Source organism: Paenibacillus sp. P2(2022), assembly GCF_029522175.1.
GTDB classification, from domain to species: domain Bacteria; phylum Bacillota; class Bacilli; order Paenibacillales; family Paenibacillaceae; genus Paenibacillus; species Paenibacillus polymyxa.
Window position 1 is genome coordinate 85,835 of sequence record NZ_JAKWFI010000008.1, and the last position, 17,651, is coordinate 103,485.

At 49.4% G+C, this 17,651-nt stretch carries 15 protein-coding genes; 12 read left to right on the top strand and 3 right to left on the bottom strand.

Features of this window, described 5'->3' with window-relative positions:
* Nucleotides 1–7: 7 nt before the first annotated feature.
* Nucleotides 8–1,822 (bottom strand): sensor histidine kinase, encoded by a 1,815-nt coding sequence (locus MMB75_RS21215; RefSeq protein ID WP_016819490.1) that lies wholly within the window; start codon nucleotides 1,820–1,822, stop codon nucleotides 8–10.
* 208 nt (nucleotides 1,823–2,030) lie between these two features.
* On the opposite strand from MMB75_RS21215, the gene MMB75_RS21220 reads away from it, so the two are divergent.
* From MMB75_RS21220 to MMB75_RS21230, 3 genes are read left to right on the top strand one after another with little or no spacing between them, the layout of a single operon-like run.
* A complete protein-coding gene (locus MMB75_RS21220; RefSeq protein ID WP_016819491.1) occupies nucleotides 2,031–2,912 on the top strand; it encodes a carbohydrate ABC transporter permease in 882 nt (293 codons plus the stop codon).
* Nucleotides 2,913–3,749 carry a carbohydrate ABC transporter permease gene (locus MMB75_RS21225; protein WP_016819492.1) on the top strand — a complete coding sequence of 279 codons (837 nt, stop codon included), beginning with the start codon at nucleotides 2,913–2,915 and terminating at the stop codon, nucleotides 3,747–3,749. It begins immediately after the preceding gene.
* A 47-nt stretch (nucleotides 3,750–3,796) separates the two neighbouring features.
* Entirely contained in the window at nucleotides 3,797–5,092 is a 1,296-nt protein-coding gene (locus MMB75_RS21230; protein WP_080942707.1) for an ABC transporter substrate-binding protein, read from the top strand.
* Nucleotides 5,093–5,175: 83 nt separating this feature from the next.
* Here the strand turns inward: MMB75_RS21230 and MMB75_RS21235 are convergent, their stop codons facing one another.
* On the bottom strand, nucleotides 5,176–5,715 hold the full coding sequence (locus tag MMB75_RS21235; protein WP_025363900.1) for a dihydrofolate reductase family protein: 540 nt from the start codon (nucleotides 5,713–5,715) through the stop codon (nucleotides 5,176–5,178).
* Nucleotides 5,716–5,818: 103 nt separating this feature from the next.
* Here MMB75_RS21235 and MMB75_RS21240 point away from each other — a divergent pair, with 103 nt between their 5' ends.
* The 9 genes from MMB75_RS21240 to MMB75_RS21280 all read left to right on the top strand — a co-directional run bounded on the left by MMB75_RS21240 (nucleotide 5,819) and on the right by MMB75_RS21280 (nucleotide 16,014).
* Nucleotides 5,819–6,763 carry a helix-turn-helix transcriptional regulator gene (locus tag MMB75_RS21240; protein WP_025363901.1) on the top strand — a complete coding sequence of 315 codons (945 nt, stop codon included), beginning with the start codon at nucleotides 5,819–5,821 and terminating at the stop codon, nucleotides 6,761–6,763.
* 141 nt (nucleotides 6,764–6,904) lie between these two features.
* On the top strand, nucleotides 6,905–10,030 hold the full coding sequence (locus MMB75_RS21245) for a DEAD/DEAH box helicase (protein ID WP_016819498.1): 3,126 nt from the start codon (nucleotides 6,905–6,907) through the stop codon (nucleotides 10,028–10,030).
* 20 nt (nucleotides 10,031–10,050) lie between these two features.
* Nucleotides 10,051–10,776: a hypothetical protein gene (locus MMB75_RS21250; protein WP_016819499.1), complete on the top strand. Its 726-nt coding sequence runs from the start codon at nucleotides 10,051–10,053 to the stop codon at nucleotides 10,774–10,776.
* A 151-nt stretch (nucleotides 10,777–10,927) separates the two neighbouring features.
* Nucleotides 10,928–11,833, top strand: a complete 906-nt coding sequence (locus MMB75_RS21255) for a M15 family metallopeptidase (protein WP_016819500.1) — start codon at nucleotides 10,928–10,930, stop codon at nucleotides 11,831–11,833.
* Nucleotides 11,834–12,320: 487 nt separating this feature from the next.
* Nucleotides 12,321–12,479, top strand: coding sequence for a hypothetical protein (locus tag MMB75_RS21260; protein WP_225164838.1), 159 nt, complete (start codon nucleotides 12,321–12,323; stop codon nucleotides 12,477–12,479).
* On the top strand, nucleotides 12,479–12,817 hold the full coding sequence (locus MMB75_RS21265) for a hypothetical protein (RefSeq protein WP_013369194.1): 339 nt from the start codon (nucleotides 12,479–12,481) through the stop codon (nucleotides 12,815–12,817). Before MMB75_RS21260 ends, MMB75_RS21265 begins: the two co-directional genes overlap by 1 nt.
* A gap of 1 nt (nucleotide 12,818) precedes the next feature.
* The gene (locus MMB75_RS21270) at nucleotides 12,819–14,252 is read left to right on the top strand and encodes a glutathionylspermidine synthase family protein (RefSeq protein WP_045245065.1); all 1,434 of its coding nucleotides are present in this window, start codon (nucleotides 12,819–12,821) and stop codon (nucleotides 14,250–14,252) included.
* 71 nt (nucleotides 14,253–14,323) lie between these two features.
* Complete coding sequence (locus MMB75_RS21275; protein ID WP_031462776.1) at nucleotides 14,324–14,737, top strand: DUF350 domain-containing protein; 414 nt, start codon at nucleotides 14,324–14,326, stop codon at nucleotides 14,735–14,737.
* Between the two features lie 200 nt (nucleotides 14,738–14,937).
* Nucleotides 14,938–16,014: a Gfo/Idh/MocA family protein gene (locus tag MMB75_RS21280; RefSeq protein WP_039276698.1), complete on the top strand. Its 1,077-nt coding sequence runs from the start codon at nucleotides 14,938–14,940 to the stop codon at nucleotides 16,012–16,014.
* Nucleotides 16,015–16,021: 7 nt separating this feature from the next.
* On the opposite strand, the gene MMB75_RS21285 is transcribed toward MMB75_RS21280, so the two are convergent.
* Nucleotides 16,022–17,491: an MFS transporter gene (locus MMB75_RS21285; protein WP_045245064.1), complete on the bottom strand. Its 1,470-nt coding sequence runs from the start codon at nucleotides 17,489–17,491 to the stop codon at nucleotides 16,022–16,024.
* Between the last annotated feature and the right edge of the window lie 160 nt (nucleotides 17,492–17,651).

Consider the following 17,651-nt stretch of genomic DNA (forward strand, 5'->3'; position numbering starts at 1 on the left):
TGACAGATCACTCTCCCTTAATATGAATTTCTGTATGGGGCTCGGTGCGAATTTCAAGTGTGAAACGAACGCCATGAGGCAGAATATTGTCTACACACAGGGTATTAGAACCATCATCCGAGTGAAGCTGGATACGTAATAGAACATTACGAAGACCAATAGAGTTTTGCTCATCAGTGTCTGATTCTTCATGGGCTTTCAGCGGACGTTGCAGCATATGCTGAAGCTGCTCCAACTCGGTTGGTGGAATCGAAGCGCCGTTATTTTCCACTTCAATCCTCACAATGCCTTCCCGGATTCGGCAGGCTGTAATACGAATCTTACCGGGTCCCAGCCGGGGATCGGCACCGTGTTTAAAGTAGTTTTCCACCAACGGCTGGAGAATCATTTTAGGCACCCGATCATTCAGAACTTGATCATCCCATTGATAGGTGACTTCTAATTGCTCACCGAAGCGTTCCTTTTGCAAATCAAGATATTGTTTTACATGCTCAGCCTCTTCCTTGAGTGTAACAATCGTATGGTCCCGCATGTTATAGCGGAGCATTTTGGCAAGGGAAGAGAGCAGCGAATAGATTCGCGGCACCTCATGCTGTAGAGCCAGTGTTCCAATAGACTGTAGCGTATTATATAAAAAATGAGGATTAATCTGTGCCTGAAGCGCTTTCAATTGGTGTGTCTTGTTTGCCAGTTCCAGCTTGTATTCCCGCAAAATGAGGTTGTTGATGGTATCCATCATCTGTCTAAAACGACGCGAGAGCACTCCAATCTCATCGTTGCTCATGGCCCGGATGTCTACATCCAGTTGACCAGACTGAATCTGGTTTATGTAGCGAGTCAGCCGCTTAATCGGTTCCGTAATTTTTATTGAAATCCATAACGTGGCGACAATAACGAGCAGCAATGCGGCGCCTGTAATGACCGCATTGATCTGGGTCAGTTGGGTAGCTCGCATATAAAGCGTCCGATGAGGGATTTTCTTGACGAGTGTCCAGCCTGACAGGTTGGCATCCAGTTTGCCATATACGTGCAGTGCTGTATCATCTTCAATTACACCGTGCTCGTCTTCTTTAGAAATTCGCTTGAGTAGGCCAGATTCCTTCCAGTGTGTTCCAATGGATGATTCTTTTCCACTATAGATGATCGTTCCGTTCCGATCAATTAAAAACAGCTCCTCTGTATCTGCATCATACAATTGACGGCAAATACTGCGCAGTGCCTCCAGATCAACGTCTATAGCCAGTACCCCAAGCGTTTCTGAAGACGGAATGTTCCGAATCGCCCGGTGGAGTGTAAATACCTGCCGCTCTGTGCTGTGCTCCGCATAGGAAACCGCCGAAAAGCCGTACAAATGCTTTATATGCGAGGGTTGTATGAACAGTCCGGAAGGGCCGTAATGGATAGAACCGGTAAAGGGCTCCAGCCGGAACTCCCGTAAAGGAACCGTGCTGGTAATCAGCGTAGATTGCCCAGCCTCAAACGAATGCAAGTACACCTGGTCAATACCTGAGGAAGCATTCATCATCGTTTGCAGCGTGGTGTAAATCTCGGCAACGGCCCGGTAATCATCTGGAATTTTAGCCAGGTTGCGCAGAAAATGAGGGTCATTATAGACTCCGATCGATGCGCGATTTAATCCCTGTAAATAGTTATCCAGATTCGTAATTCCCTGAAAAATAAGCCGCTCATTTTCTTGGGTGGCCTGCTCCCGTAAGGATTGCTTGGTGAGGATGAAGGTCATGGTCATTGAAAGCAGCAACGGAATGGTGACCGCAATGAGTAGAAACCAGATTAGGCGAGAACGAATGCTATGAAATTTCATGCAGGTAAGCTCCTTTCACAATTCAAGGCAGGCCTGAGGTCAATATTTTCCCCCTTAATGGTTCACGATCTTGCGTGTTCTCCAGAGCGCTAATTCGACATAATGAACATGTGAATTGCATATCCATACGGATTCAACGTCCACACTGCTTGCAAGGATGCCGTAGAGGAGCGTTCCAGACACCAAAGAGAACAAAGGGGGGATCGGTTTGAATCGCGCCAAGTCGTCGCAATGGCTCCAGCAATGGATTTTTGTAGGGCCATCGACGTTATTTTTCGTTATCATTATTGTAATCCCTTTCATGCTAGGAATGTACTATTCTTTTACAGAGTGGAATGGGGTAGCCAATCAGGCAAAGTGGGTCGGGCTGGATAATTTCAGTCACATTTTATTAAATGACGACAAATTCGGGACAGCGTTCTGGTTTACCGTCCGTTTTACGGTGATTGGAGTGGTGGCAGCCAATATCTTTGGTTTTCTGCTGGCGTATTTTCTAACCAAGCCGCTAAAAACAAAAAATGTGCTTCGAACTATTTTTTTCATGCCTAATGTGATCGGAGGTCTGTTGCTCGGTTTTATCTGGCAGTTTATTTTCGTCAAGGGATTTGCAGCGATCGGCGAGAGTACGGGGTTATCCTTCTTCAACCTGTCCTGGCTGGGAGATGAGATTACGGCCTTCTGGGGCATTGTGATCGTGTTTATCTGGCAAACAGCCGGTTATTTAATGGTGATTTATATCTCTTCCCTGACCAACGTGCCCCGGGATATGCTGGAGGCAGCCGAGATTGACGGAGCGAGCCGGATGCAAATCTTGCGGTCGATTATACTGCCTTTGATCATGCCCGCCATTACGGTATGTCTCTTCCTGGCGATATCATGGTCGTTTAAAATGTTCGATCTCAACCTGTCATTGACGAAGGGTGGTCCTTTTGGTTCAACAGAGTCAGTGGCGCTCAATATATACAATGAAGCGTTTGTCAATAATCGTTATGGGTTGGGAACGGCTAAAGCACTTATTTTCTTTATCATTGTTGCTCTCGTTACGAGCCTTCAGGTACGCCTGACGAAAAGTCGGGAGGTGGAATCGTAGATGGAAACAAACAATCGCTACCGCGTTGGAACCTGGGCGACTGAGTTGGTGATGATCCTCGTCGCATTGGTATTCCTCGTCCCGTTTTACTTTTTGTTCGTGAATTCGGTCAAAAGCTTTGGTGACCTGCTCACGGATTCTGCGGCCTGGCCACAAACATTTGTATGGAGCAACTATGCTAGAGCTTGGAGCATTACGCGTTTTCCTGAAGCGTTATGGAACTCATTCGTGGTTACGGTGGTCAGCAATCTGCTGCTCGTACTGATCAGCTCAATGGCTGCTTATCGAATGGTTCGGCATCCAACACGTTATAATCGGGTGCTGTTCAGCCTGTTCGTGGCCGCGATGGTCATTCCTTTTCAATCGGTGATGATCCCTTTGGTCAAGGTTGTAAGTACGCTGGATTTAATGAACAGTATTAGTGGTCTGGTAATCTGTTATCTGGGATTTGGGGCTCCTATGTCCATCTTTCTCTTTCACGGATTCGTCAAAGGTGTGCCAGTCGAGGTGGAAGAAGCAGCTACAGTAGACGGTTGCACGCCTTACGGGGTGTTTTTCCGGATTGTATATCCGTTGATGCTGCCCATGATGGTAACAGTTATTATTTTGAATACACTCTGGATTTGGAACGACTATCTACTGCCTTCTCTCGTGCTGCAAAAGGCTGAATTGCGCACCATTCCGATTGCAACCTATGCCTTTTTCGGACAATATACGAAGCAGTGGGATTTGGCATTACCTGCTCTGGTGCTGGGTATCTTGCCGGTCATCGCGTTCTTTCTGGCCATGCAAAAATATATTATACAAGGGATTATGGCAGGTTCGGTTAAAGGTTGAGTGTTGATTATGGTGCTATGAAACCTAGAATAGAAAGGAACATAAATATGAAAACGCATACTTTTAAAATGAAAGCCCAAGCACTGATTTTGCTTTTTGCAGCTTTTGCTCTGGTTTTGGCGGGATGTAACAGCAGCGGGGGGCAAAATGCAAGCAATGAGGAAGTTAAGGAGAAAACCATTCACATTTTTCAGTTTAAAGTAGAGATTGCAGAAGCACTAAATCGCATGAAGGGGGAGTATGAAGCGACTCACCCGGGGATTAAGCTCGACATTCAGACCGTAGGTGGGGGTAGTGACTATGGGGCGGCGTTGAAGGCCAAGTTTGCTTCTGGTGAACAGCCGGATATTTTTAATGTCGGCGGATATCGTGAGCTGGATACGTGGATGGAATATTTGGAGGACCTATCCGACCAACCTTGGGTTGGTGATGTGGTCGATGTCGCCAAAGAACCGATGACCAAGGATGGCAAGCTGTACGGTCAGCCAATGAATCTGGAAGGATACGGCTTTATTTATAACAAGGATTTGTTCAAAAAGGCTGGAATCACCGAGCCTCCTAAAACGCTGTCCGAGCTGGAGGCTGCTGCGCAAAAGCTGCAAGCCGCAGGGATTACACCTTTCTCCAACGGATACCAGGAGTTTTGGGTGCTGGGCAATCATTTGCTGAACGTGGCATTTGCTAATCAGCCAGACCCGTCGGGCTTCGTCAAGGGACTGAATGATGGCACAGCCAAAATTCCGGGCAATGCTGTATTCGCCGAGTGGATCAAGCTGCTCGATCTGACGCTCAAGTATGGCAATTCGAAGCCGCTCACGACTGATTACAATACGCAGGTAACGAACTTTGCCACTGGCAAGGCTGCCATGATGCAGCAAGGGAACTGGACTCAGGTCCAAATTGACGGAATTAATCCGAAACTGAATCTGGGTATTCTGCCTATGCCGATTGGTGAAGATGCAACAGCCGGAGATAAGCTGTTTGTAGGTGTCGCCAATAACTGGGTGGTTAATAAAAATTCGTCTGTCAAAGCTGAGGCCAAAGAGTTCTTAAATTGGATGGTGACATCCGAGCAAGGGAAAAAGTATATCACCAAGGAATTTAAGTTCATTCCAGCGTTCAAGAGCATCAAAGGAGAAGAGGCCGATATGGGCCAACTGGGTGCCGAAGTGGTGAAATACAGTCAGGAAAATAAACTGCTGGGCTGGTTCTTTAGCCGTTATCCTGAAGGAGCGCAGCAAGAATTCGGAAGTCAGATGCAAGCTTATGTGGCAGGTAAATCGGATGCTGGGAAGCTGTTCGAGGATTTCCAGAGAACATGGGATAATTTGAAGACCAAATAATTAAATAAAATACGCAGAAGAGCCTTCGTATGTCAGGGAGATTGCATGATCCTGAACATCCGAAGGCTTTTTTGTTAACATAATTATACATTATAATAAAGCAGTACAATATCCCCGCGGCGTTCTATTTCTTGGAGTTCAAATGTACTTGGCAGTGTTCCTTCTGGAAATAACGGTATTCCTTGTCCAAGCACTTTAGGAATGATCGCAATGATCGCCTTTTCTAGCAGTCCAGCCTGCATGAAGGCCTGAACTAACTGACCTCCACCTACTAGCCATACCAAACCTTCCGATTGTTTTTGCAGACGCGGAACTAGCTCAGACAGATCCTCGTCCGTAAATGTAACATGCGGTGCTTGCTCATGCTTCGCTAATGACCGGGTGAGTATATAACAAGGCTTGCCAGCATAGGGGAAATCATCGGAAAGCTTCAATACCTCTTCATACGTCAGCCTGCCCATCAGTACCGTACCTACAGTGTCGTAAAAGTCGGCATATCCATTGTCGCCACCATCCCCTTTGACATCAAACAGCCAGTCTACCGAGCCATCCGGCAGTGCAATATACCCGTCAAGACTCACGGCAATATACAATACGACTTTGTTGGATTTTATAGCATCCATGGTTCATCACTCCTTTCTATCACCTATGTTACAATCTATTTATGACATACTTTGTCGTAGTAAAATAATCGTTTAAACTTTATTTTTATTAGAGGAGTACCTTATGAACGAACGCAGAATCGCACTTATGAGGATACTGGATTCCCGAAAAAAATATACGGCACGTGAGCTGGCCGAGCGGTTTGGTGTCTCCGTCAGGACGATTCAAAGAGATCTCGACTATTTGCAGCAGACCGGGTTACCCCTGTATACCGAAACCGGACCTCATGGCGGCTATCGGGCACTTCCCAATCGACTTCTTCCTCCCCTTCATCTTGCTCGCGATGAGGCTTTTGGTCTTTTTCTCATGCTGCAGCTGCTAGAAAATATCCCGGACATCCCCTTCGGGTCGGTGCGGGAGCATTTATCCGAGCACTATTATGCCGAGCTTCCTCAGGATGTGCGGGATAGCATTGATCAATTCAAGGACTATATCGCTTTTCGGATGATGCCGACTCACGCAGAGTCACCCTACACCTCGCTCATTTTGGAGGCTGCGTTGAATAAACGCCGGGTGAACATGCTTTACCGCTCCGCTTCTGGGGACAAGTGGACGAAAGTATATCCGGTGGGGCTCTATTTTGATCACGGATATTGGTACATGCCTGCGCAAAGCAGAGATCGGATCATTTTGTACCGCTCAGACAGAGTGATGACAATGACCATACTGGAAGACACCTTATCCGGCCTTCCCACCCTTAAGGAATGGTTGACTGCGGAGGATTGGCGTACGGGAATTCCGTCAAAAATAGAATTTACACCATTAGGTGCTCGGCTGGCGGAATCAGACCCCCTCTTCCAAAATGTTTCTCATGAGAAATCGCGGGGTCAGGAATGGTACGGACATATCCCGGTCGAAGAGTTTAAATATGTATCCAGACTTCTGTTAAAATACGGGCCGGAGGCCGAGGTTATATATCCGAAAGAGCTGCGTATGCAAGTCAAACGGCTGCTGCAAGACAGCCTGAATCCTTATCTGAAGGATGATGAGGCCGATCAGGAAGGATAAGTCTCTTAATTGTTAATTACATGAATATTTAAGGTTATTAACGTATGACTTTCCAATTATTTTTGTGATAAAGTTTTGAAAAGAGCCCGTTTTCGTATATGATGAAGAGTAATAATTCAGAAGGCTGGACGGGAGACAGATATGAATCAACCGCTTTATGGAATATGGCTCGGAGATGTGTTTTTTTGCTTTTCTGGTGAGACGTCGGAACCACGTATTGATGCGTGGAGCAGTGTGATCCGCAGGCTGACGCTGAAGGGAGACCTTCGGCCGTTTCGGCAGGCTGCGTTGCGTCTTGCCGAGGTGCGGATACCTAACAATGCTCGCGTGGAAACCGCGGGCAGAGGTGGCAAAAGACGTTCCATGCTGGGGCGTACGCTGGAGGGTCTGGCACTGGAACCTCGCGAGACGATGGCTCTGCTGACTCGCATGGACGAGAAGGGCTGTGCGGCTTCGGGCATTACGCTTGGCGAGGAAATGCAATATTGGCAAAAGGCTGCTTATTTTGCGCTAGAGCTGATGCAGCGGGGCGAAATCGTGCCATCACTTACAGAGGCGCGTCCCTCTGGACCGCGACGACGCGGTCCGGATGCGGCGGTAGGGGTGTGGATTCCTCGGCTTCGCGAAGAGGAAGACATCCGCCGCTTTCATGAGCTGGCAGCTGCGATGCCGGCTGTTTGTATGGCAGCTCCGGCCGTTTTTGCGGGCAAGGAGCCAGAAACACGTGAGGATGCAGCCGGAATGGTGCTGTATTCCTTCTTGTGTGCGGTCGTTCATGCAGAAACGACCGCGGTGCTGGCTGCATCAGATCGTGAGCTGGGACGATATCGGGCAGATTATCGGCGCGGAGGATCACCGCTGGCGGAGCTGTGGTGGAACAGTCTGTTGACGGGTTCGCGTCAGGTTGCGATTCAGGGAACGCCTGCTGAGATGGAGGAGTTGGTTCTTCAGGCGTCCTCTCTTGAGGGAAGCACAATGCCTGTCACCGAACGGGAAGCCAAGGAACCCATTGAAGGGCAATTGCGTCTGTGCCTTCGTTTGGAGCCTTCTTTGGAAGAGAGTATCCAGGAATGGCGCATTACCTTTTGGGCAGAAAGCGATGCAGAGCCCGGATTACGACTGCCTGCTCTGGCATTGTGGGCATATCCTGAACGTGATCTGGTTCGCGGTGAAATTGTGTACCGTCAAGTGCAGGCGCAACTGCTGACGAGGCTCGGACAGGCGGCTGAAGCGGCACCTATATTGCAGGAAGCATTAAACCGCCCTTATCCCGAGGGGTTGACCCTGGAGCCGGAGATGTTCTTCCGCTTCCTGACGGAAGCCGTACCTTCTTTACAAAAGAACGGTATTACTGTGCAAATGCCTTCACGCTGGAGCCGGGAGGGGCGAAGACGTGCAGGCTTGCGGCTTAAAATGCGCTCGACAGAGCAGGGGACCAAGCCAGATGGTGTGATCGCCGATACATCGTCTGTTGGCATTAACCGAATGATTTCGTTTGACGCCGAGGCTGTGCTGGGGGATACGGCCTTGACGATGGAGGAACTGGAAAGCATCGTCGCGGCCAATTTGCCATACGTACGTCTCGGAGGGGAATGGATCGAGGTAGACCCCAAGGAAATTCGTCAGGTGCTGCGCTTTATCAAGCGTGGAGAAAACGGTGAAATGAGCTTGTCCGAATGGATGCATTTGGCTGCGGAAAATGAAAGTGCAGGCGAGGCCTCATGGAAGGGCTTGTCTATCTTTGGCGCAGAATCCGCCGGATTGCTTGCGTCGTTGGCTGAGGGAGGGGTACTCCGTTCCGTAGAGCCGCGTCCTGTGCCGGAGACGCTGCATGGTGCACTACGGCCGTATCAAGAGCGGGGTTTTCAATGGTTGGCTGCGATGCGCGGATTGGGCTTTGGTGTGTGCCTGGCGGATGACATGGGGCTGGGTAAAACGATTCAGGTTATTACCTGTCTGCTCGATGGTGGCATCGGAGCAGAGGATCAGCGTCCGGCGTTAATCATCTGTCCGACGTCCTTGCTTGGCAACTGGCAGCGGGAATTGAAGCGCTTTTCACCGGATTTGTCGCTTTATATTCACCATGGCAACCAGCGACTCCACGGGGAGCAGTTTCAGGAAAATGTACGCGAGTATGATATCGTCCTCACTACCTATCATTTGGCGGGCCGGGACGGCAGCGATTTATCTGCGGTCTACTGGTCTTCCATCGTGTTGGATGAGGCGCAATATATAAAAAATGCACGCACTAAGCAGGCACAAAGCGTCATGAAGTTGTCCGCACCACATCGGATTGCCATGACAGGTACTCCGGTAGAGAATCGCTTGAGCGAACTGTGGTCTATTTTCCAATTCCTGAATCCAGGGTATCTTGGTACAGCGTCTTCATTCCGCCAGCGGTACAGTCTGGCAGGAGAGGAACGGGGGTCCGCGTTGCGTGAGCTTCATCGTCTCGTCTCCCCGTTCATGCTGCGTCGGCTCAAAAGCGATCCGGATATCCGCAAGGATTTGCCAGAGAAGCTGGAGTTGAAGTCCTATTGCGTACTGACACCAGAGCAGGCCGGATTATACCGCGGTGTGGTGGATCAATTGTTGGGAACACTGGATGGACAGGTCGGTATGGCCCGCAAAGGGCTTGTCCTGTCGTCGCTGACCAAGTTGAAGCAAATCTGTGATCATCCGGGTTTAATTATTCCAGGCCGTGCTGACAGCAGTAAAGCCGAAAACTCGGGCAAAATGGAGCGACTGCTGGAATTGGTAGAAACCATTCGCGAGAACGATGAATCGGCGCTGATTTTCACCCAATATGTGTCGATGGGAGAACTACTGGTTTCCCGTTTGGCCAAAATTTTGGGAGAAGAGCCATATTTCCTGCATGGGGGACTGGCGAAAACCAGACGGGACGAAATGGTTCACAACTTCCAGCAGGGAAAAGGACCGAATATATTCGTACTTTCCTTGCGTGCAGGTGGCGTGGGTCTGAACCTGACGCGTGCCAGCCATGTCATTCACTATGATCGCTGGTGGAATCCTGCGGTGGAAAATCAGGCGACAGACCGGGTATTCCGTATTGGTCAAAGTCGCAATGTACAAGTGCACAAGTTGATTTGTCAGGGGACACTGGAGGAAAGAATCGATGAGCTGATCGAGAGCAAAAAGGCACTGTCCGAACAGGTTGTCGGCTCGGGTGAACATTGGCTCACCGAAATGTCTGATGATGAACTGCGTGGTCTGATTGCGTTGCAAAATGATGTATGGATCGAGTGAGCAGAGAAAGGATGAAGGCGATGACGAGACCGCGAGTGAAGCTGGACGTAACTGACGGTCGATGGATCGTGGGATTTGACGGAAATGGGCCGGAAGGTGAATTGACGGGTGTACCTTCCGCACAACCCGTCCAATGGACTGGCCCAGTGCCTGTACTGAACCTGGAAGAGCGAGGGGCATGGCTGGAGCAGCTAAAAGCGGAGCCTTTGGACATCTACCGTCTCCTGAAAGGAGAAGCCTGCCTGTCGCTGGATGAAATTGTTCAACTCGCAGCTGAGACCGCCGTTTCCAGCAGAGAGAATGGAGTGGGTGCAGTCGAAGACGTGAAGGAAGCTCTTCAGGCTGGACTGAAAAACGAGCCCCAACACTGTCCGGCGTTGATCGGAATGACGCCGGAAGAGCTGCTGGAGTACGTGTTTAGTGCTTGGGCTGGAGAGTTATCCCATGTGCAGAGAACCTCCCCCGCGCTTGAGCCTACCTCACGCGCGGAGGGCGGACGCAGCGGATCGGCAGCAATTAGCGAATGGATTGCAGAATCCGCAGCTGAAGGAGCATTGCATCGTCCCGGAGCAGGCTTTCATGCCATTGAAATCCATCTGCCACAGAAACTTGCTTTCAAGAAGGAAACTGATATTACGTCTTTGCTGCCGAGGTTACCCCGTGCTGAAGAAGCATTGAAACTCATACGTGAACGGGTAGCCGAGCGAGCTCGGGCTGCAATCCCGCAAAAACGTCATAATCCGTAACAATTCGGGGATATGCTTCCTTTTTCGAGACTGTTCACCTTCATTGGATAGGATAACAGCTTCGAAGTGTGTCCAAAGTTCAGTTACAATGGGGAAACGGAAAAGTCACTGCAAGTCATGTATCAATTGCAATATTGGAGGAGATACCAGCATGAAACGACATATACAACAGACGCGCACATCTCAGCGATGGACTAAAGCGCTTATTCCGGGACTGATCCTGCCGGGTCTATTGCTAGCAGCGTGCCAGCAAGGAGGATCAGGTGGACAGGAAAGTGAGCCATTAAAATCGTCTACAGCGGTACAGGAGAATGTACAGCCTTCCACCCAGCCGGATGCGGGGAATGGCAGCGCTAGCGCTGGACAAGCCACCGCGGGTACTGGAAGCGGACAAGCTGACCCTGTAATGGCGTTGCGGAGCCAGAGTGCGCTGCAAGCTACGGTTAAGGAAGAGGATGGAACAGCGGTTGTCACCAATGCGACTTCAGATACAGTCGTTGTGAACAAAAAGCGCAGCTTGCCCGTGGGCTATGTCCCGGATGATCTGGTGGAGCCGCAGGTGCCTTTTTCCTTCGAGGGACCGCATGAGAAGCGGCATTTGCGTAAGGAAGCGGCAGAGGCACTGGAGAAGCTATTCGACGGTGCGAAAAAGGACGGCATTGAGCTGCGTGCGGTATCGGGATACCGATCCTATAAGCGTCAGGTGTCTATTTTCAACAACAATGTAAAGACAAAGGGGCAGGAATATGCCTCTAAAGTCAGCGCCGTACCAGGTACGAGTGAGCATCAGACGGGATTGTCCATTGACGTATCCAGCCCCAGCGTAGGCAATGAGCTGGAGCAATCCTTCGGTGCTTCCAAGGAAGGTGAATGGCTGGAACAACATGCACCGGAATACGGATTTATTATTCGTTATATGAAGGGTAAAGAAGATGTGACTGGCTATGTGTACGAGCCTTGGCATATCCGTTATGTGGGAGTAGATATTGCAGAGGATGTTGCCAAGCAGGGGCTGACACTTGAGGAGTATTTCGACGAAAGCAATATCAAACTATAGGCGTTACAACCAAGCCGTAATCCTGGGGATTGCGGCTTTTTGTCGTATTCTTCTTCCAAATTGAACCTTTTCAAGGTAGAATCTCGTATAGTGAACGACGATAGATGCTTGGATTTATAGTAAACCTCATGACAGAAGCGTACAGGAAGGGAAGGGAATCATCATTTATTATTCATTAACGTATCGCGAATGGTCAGAAGACACTCAAAAGGAACTGCGCAGCCTAACACGGGAGTCCGTATCGGGAGATGAGCTGTTCCTGCGCAAGCTTGTAGACGCTACGCGTCTCCATGACAAGCTGTGGGCGCATATCTCGAATGAAAGTGAGGAGCATACGGATCATTCCGTCTATGTAACCGAATTTACGGGGGAACGTGCGAAGCCTTACGGCGCGTCGATCACAGACCTCGTCCTGGCTAGTGAGGGAGGCTACAGCTCCACATTCAGCGCCTTGTACTGGGTATGGCATGAGCCTGCGTTCCGCAGTATGGATCAGCGGGAAGGCTCGGTATTTACCTTGGAGCTGGCCCAACGGCTACTGGATCACTATACGGTTTTGGGTGGCAAAACATACGAATTTATATATTCAGTATTGGACCCTCAGCTGAAAAAGGTGCATTTGTTTGTGAAGGAGGTCGATCTGTGATGGAGCATTCTTGGGAAACCATGAAATCCAAGCCCGGCTCTCGTGCACGGATGGCGGCCTTTGCCCTGATGCTGGCTGTCCCGGCCGCTCTGACGGGTTGCGGTGACGACGAATATTATGACTGCGACGAGCTTCCTGTATCGGAGCAAACGGCCTGCCGGGATTCAGGCAGCAGCGGGTATTATTATGGCGGATCGACCTATTATAGCGGAGGCTCCTCATATCATAGCAGCCGTTCATCTTCCAGTTCTTATCGCAAGAGCTCGTCTTCATCTTCCAGCTCACACAGTGGTTTTGGCAGCAGCGGCTCACGCAGCGGTTTTTTTTCTGGGGGTTAAGATGAGCATGCGTACGATTTGGCAATTACCTTATGAACATGACGAGCTTTTTCAGGGTGAAATCAGCCGTATGATTCCGTACCATCGCATGTACGGCAAGTCCTATTGCGTGCCGGCCTTAACGGTGTATCGGGAAAGCGAGCTGGCAGAGCTTCAGGCTGCTTCTGAGGCGGTACATCGTATTTATCGCAAGGTTCAGCAATTCATCCAGCGCTATATGCCGGATGAATACCTGGTGGAGCGGTTGGGAATTCATCCAGGCTTGCTGCGTGCTGCACGTATGAAGGCCGCGCCGGATGGGATCACCCGACAGGACTGGATTGTGGGGGAAGCGGGGATCAAGTGCATTGAGAATAACACCGATACCCCAACCGGGATTCCCGAGGTAGCTTATCTCGAAGGAAAGCTGCTGGAGGTGCTGCATAGTGAGGGAATGTCAAGGGATGACATTGCTCTACATGGACCCTCATCTGGAATGGATGAGGCGATTCAGTCTGCCTTGACGGAGCTCATTCATTTTTATAGCCGCAAGGGTTTAGGGACAAAGGTGCACTTCACTTGCTATGATTGGCATATTGAGGATCAGACGAATACCAAATATATCATGCGTTTATGTGAACAAGCAGGGTTTGAAGTGGTTTATGCGCCATTGGAAGAACTGGAAATTATCCCGAATGAAGGATTGTATCACCGGGGAGAGCAGATTCACATCCTCTATCGCCTGTATCCGCTGGAATACCTGATTGATGATCGGGAAGAGGACACGGGGCTTGAGGTGGGGCAGGCGTTAATGGATATGGTGGCAGACGGGAAAATAGGACTCATTAATCCGCCGCAGCATATCATTACCCAGAGCAAAGGGTTCACCGCAACCGTATGGTCGCTGTACGAGCGCAATGAGCAGACACCAGCGTTCTGCGGTTTTCGTTTATTTGACGACCGGGAGCTGGAGGTCATACGAACCTACCTGCTACCTACATATTTTGAGCCATCCGTGTTTCTGCAAAATCAAGAGCCTTATGTCGCCAAAGGTATATGGGGACGAGAGGGTAAAGGGACGCATTTGATTGAGCAGCCTGAACCCGAGGAGAGACTGGAAGGCGTCTTGGGAGTGGTTGAAAATGTGAGGGCTGACCAGCCTGATCTGCTTCATCAAGTTGTTGCTCCACTAACGCCTGAACAGGAGGAAGCCGCACATATTGCCGCTTATTACGAGGGACAGCCTAAGATTTATCAGCGGCTGTGGCCCATGCAGAGCGCAGTGGTGCAGACCGAGGAAGGGCTGTTTCACGGCTACGTGCTGACAGGCATATTCGTGATCGGGGGGCGTTTTGCGGGGGTCCTGCCGCGAATCGGTGAAAAGGTAACAGGGGATATGGCCTATTATTGCGCTGCCGCCGTTGCCAACGAACCTTCTAATCCACCCGCTGTATAAGCTGAATTGCACAATGTACACTATTCGAACAGATCTGTTCCTATTCATAAGTATCATAAGGAGGAAAAAAATTGGACTCTCATATCAGTTTGGGCAACGCATTGGGCAATGTAGGTATCGGCCTGCTTATCTTGTTTGCCATCTTAATCGTAGGTTATTTTGTGTTCAGCTTGCTGACACGTTATAACGATAATAAGGAAATCGCACGCGGCAATGAAGCGGCAGGTATCTACATGGGGGCAAAGCTGCTAGGCCTGTGTATCATCGTGGGAATGGTGTCGTATAGCAGCCATTCATGGCTCGATATGCTGACCTGGTCGGCCGTAGGCATTGTAGTGCTGTGCCTGGTCTATGTGATTTTTGATCTGGTAACGCCGCGTACCAAGGTGTGCGAGGAAATTGCTAAAGGCAATGTGGCTCTGGCACAACTGCTACGCTCAATCATCATCGGGGTATCTTTTGTCGTAGGTACATTTTTGATGTAGTCGAAATGATGTAGTTAATATAGAGAAGAGGTGCAAAGAATCTGCAAAACCGAACAACGGAGCTGCAGATTCTTTTTTTTTACGGGGAATTGTATTCACTTGGTGGGGACTATTCTACAAAGGTAAGGGTGATACTGCATAGCAAAAAGAAATGTGCTCCAGATATCAAACCAAATTGCAAAGAAGGGAATTCTGAACATATGAGTACCTTTACCTCCCCAATCCTACCCATTCGGGTGGGGATCATCGGCTTGGGCTTGATCGCTGAATATCATATCAGATCATTACACAGCATGTCGGGGGTATCGATTGTGGCCGTTAGTGATGTAAATGCGAACCGCCTTCAAGTCATCGGAGAGCAATTGCAACTGCCTGCTTCCAAGCGGTACTCCCATTATGAAGCATTGATCCGTGACCCAAAGGTAGATGCGATTCTGTCGCTGACACCCAATGATGTGCATTTTGACATTATTAGGATTGCGCTGGAAGAACACAAAGCTGTACTGGCAGAAAAACCATTGACGCTCACGTGGTCTGAGGCAGGTGAATTGAAAAAGCTGTATACTGTGAATCCAGTGCCTTTGCTGGTTCACTACAAGCATCGCTACGGAGCGGCCTTCCAATATGTCAAGCAACTGCTGGAAGAGCATAAGCTGGGTAAAATCTACAATATTCAATTCCGCTATCTAATGGATTCATTTTCACCGTATCGTCAGCATCCGTATACATGGCGACACAATTTAGCCAAGGCCGGCTCTGGAGTCGTGGGGGATACTGCCTCACATATTATTGATCTGGCCCGTTTTCTGATTGGTGAATTTAAAAGCGTCGCGGCGCTGCTACATATCATTACACCTGAGCGGCCCGATCCGGTCACGGGTCTGCCTGTAAAAGTGGATGTGGAAGATCTCGCCGCCTTTCATGGCATCATTGGCGATAATACCGTGGGTACCTTCATCACTCACAAAAATGCCATCGGCAAACGTCACGATATCGAAGTGGATATCTACGGCGAGCTCGGTACGCTGCACGCTAGTCTCAATAATCCGGAAAGTATTCGCATCGTGCTGCGTGACCTGGAACACCCGGATGCCGAATACGAAAATTGGGCTGTTCCACCAATCTATAATCATACAGCCGATGGCGATTTTGTTAAGCTGGCAAGGGGGGAGTTCGTGGACCGAGCCCCATTGTTCGATGACGGATACAAGAATCAGTGGGTACTTGAGAAAATACTGCAATCCTGGAGAGAGAACGGGCGTTTAGTAGAAGTGTAAGGAGGCCCTATCTCTTATCTTGTTGCGTTCTTGCCCGTTTAGCCCCAATCAGCCTCCAGCCTGTTAACAATGCCGACACAAGACAGATGGAGGCAGACGTCATAAAGACTACATGCATGCCTGACAGAAAAATTTCAGGATGACCCGGAACTAAGCCGGTGACCCGATAACCAGCCTCTTTACTCATAATATAAAAGAGAATGGATGTGGCCAGCGTAATCCCTACAACCATACCGACGTTGCGCACCAGCGAATTAACACTTCCGGCTGAGCCGAGCTGTGTGCGGGGTACCTTGGACATAATCAGCGAGTTGTTCGGCGATTGGAATAAACCACTGCCAATACCCAGCATGGCAATCCACAGACCGACGAGCGGGATGGAGCTGCCTGCATGCAGCTGGGCTAATCCAATTTGGGCAACGACCATAACGACCAGCCCGGCGAAAGTGAGCAGTTCAGACCCGATTTTATCGGAAAGCGCACCGCTGAGCGGGGCCACAATAACCATAGAGATGGGGAACAACATCAGCAGAAATCCGGCATAAAAAGGCGACAAGTTCAGCATATTCTGCGCATAGAAAGACGAAATGATGTTAAAGCAGAAGTTAGCGACAAACACCAGAAAAGCACACAAAATACTGAGCGAAAACAGCGGATTTTTGAATAGTGCGAGCTGTAACAGTGGCTGTGGACGACGCAATTCCAACCGAATGAATACGGCAAAAGCAACTACAGCCACCACCAGTGAAGCAATAATACGTGCGTCTCCATACCCGACCTGCTGTCCCAGCAACAATCCGACGAACAAGGTCAGAATAAAAATGGCAAACACCAGGCTGCCGGGAATGTCAACCTTATCCTTCACCTTGATCAGATCCTTCGGTAGAAGCTTCCAGCCAAGAAAGACAGCGACCAGGCCTATCGGTACATTGACCCAGAAAATGTATTGCCAGCCCAGCGAGGAGACAATAATACCGCCCAAGCTCGGCCCGGCGATACTGCCCAGAGAAACGAAGGTTCCGATGAGGCCAAGCGCTTTGCCCCGTTCAGTGGACGGGAAGATATCTGTTACGATCCCTTGGCTGTTCGCCATGGTCATGGATGCTCCAATGGCCTGAATGATGCGCGAAATCAGCAATAGGGAGAGTGAAGAGCTAAGACCGCACAATAGGGAGCCGAGAATGAATATGATTGTGCCGATTTTGAATATTTTGATTTTACCGACCATATCCCCCAGCTTGCCGAAAAATAAAATAGCGGTACATATCGCCATTAAATAGGCGGTTGTCACCCATTCAATTTGTGCCACGGGTAAATGTAACGTGCGAGACAACACAGGAAGAGCAATATTAACAATGCTTCCATCCAAAGTGGACATAAACGTAAACAGATTTAAAACAATCAAAATCATCCAACGTTTCTTCTGAACTTCGATATTCTCTTGATAGGTTGCAACAGTTGTAGCAGTTGAACTCATTATGAACACCTCTTTATCGTTGAAAGCCCTTTTTATTAGTTGCATGCGCAACTAAATGAACGGTTCTAGTGTACAGCAAATTAGTTGCGTGCGCAACAATAGTATTGTAAACTTTGTTTTGGTCCCAGCTGGGGATTGCCATTTTCAAGCCAATGAGGTG

Excerpts from the sequence above, each read along its gene's own strand:
- MMB75_RS21215 (WP_016819490.1), bottom strand. The coding sequence starts at position 1,822 with ATGAAATTTCATAGCATTCGTTCTCGCCTAATCTGGTTTCTACTCATT.
- MMB75_RS21225 (WP_016819492.1), top strand. The coding sequence starts at position 2,913 with ATGGAAACAAACAATCGCTACCGCGTTGGAACCTGGGCGACTGAGTTG.
- MMB75_RS21230 (WP_080942707.1), top strand. The coding sequence starts at position 3,797 with ATGAAAACGCATACTTTTAAAATGAAAGCCCAAGCACTGATTTTGCTT.
- MMB75_RS21235 (WP_025363900.1), bottom strand. The coding sequence starts at position 5,715 with ATGGATGCTATAAAATCCAACAAAGTCGTATTGTATATTGCCGTGAGT.
- MMB75_RS21240 (WP_025363901.1), top strand. The coding sequence starts at position 5,819 with ATGAACGAACGCAGAATCGCACTTATGAGGATACTGGATTCCCGAAAA.
- MMB75_RS21245 (WP_016819498.1), top strand. The coding sequence starts at position 6,905 with ATGAATCAACCGCTTTATGGAATATGGCTCGGAGATGTGTTTTTTTGC.
- MMB75_RS21250 (WP_016819499.1), top strand. The coding sequence starts at position 10,051 with ATGACGAGACCGCGAGTGAAGCTGGACGTAACTGACGGTCGATGGATC.
- MMB75_RS21255 (WP_016819500.1), top strand. The coding sequence starts at position 10,928 with ATGAAACGACATATACAACAGACGCGCACATCTCAGCGATGGACTAAA.
- MMB75_RS21260 (WP_225164838.1), top strand. The coding sequence starts at position 12,321 with ATGGATCAGCGGGAAGGCTCGGTATTTACCTTGGAGCTGGCCCAACGG.
- MMB75_RS21265 (WP_013369194.1), top strand. The coding sequence starts at position 12,479 with ATGGAGCATTCTTGGGAAACCATGAAATCCAAGCCCGGCTCTCGTGCA.
- MMB75_RS21270 (WP_045245065.1), top strand. The coding sequence starts at position 12,819 with ATGAGCATGCGTACGATTTGGCAATTACCTTATGAACATGACGAGCTT.
- MMB75_RS21280 (WP_039276698.1), top strand. The coding sequence starts at position 14,938 with ATGAGTACCTTTACCTCCCCAATCCTACCCATTCGGGTGGGGATCATC.
- MMB75_RS21285 (WP_045245064.1), bottom strand. The coding sequence starts at position 17,491 with ATGAGTTCAACTGCTACAACTGTTGCAACCTATCAAGAGAATATCGAA.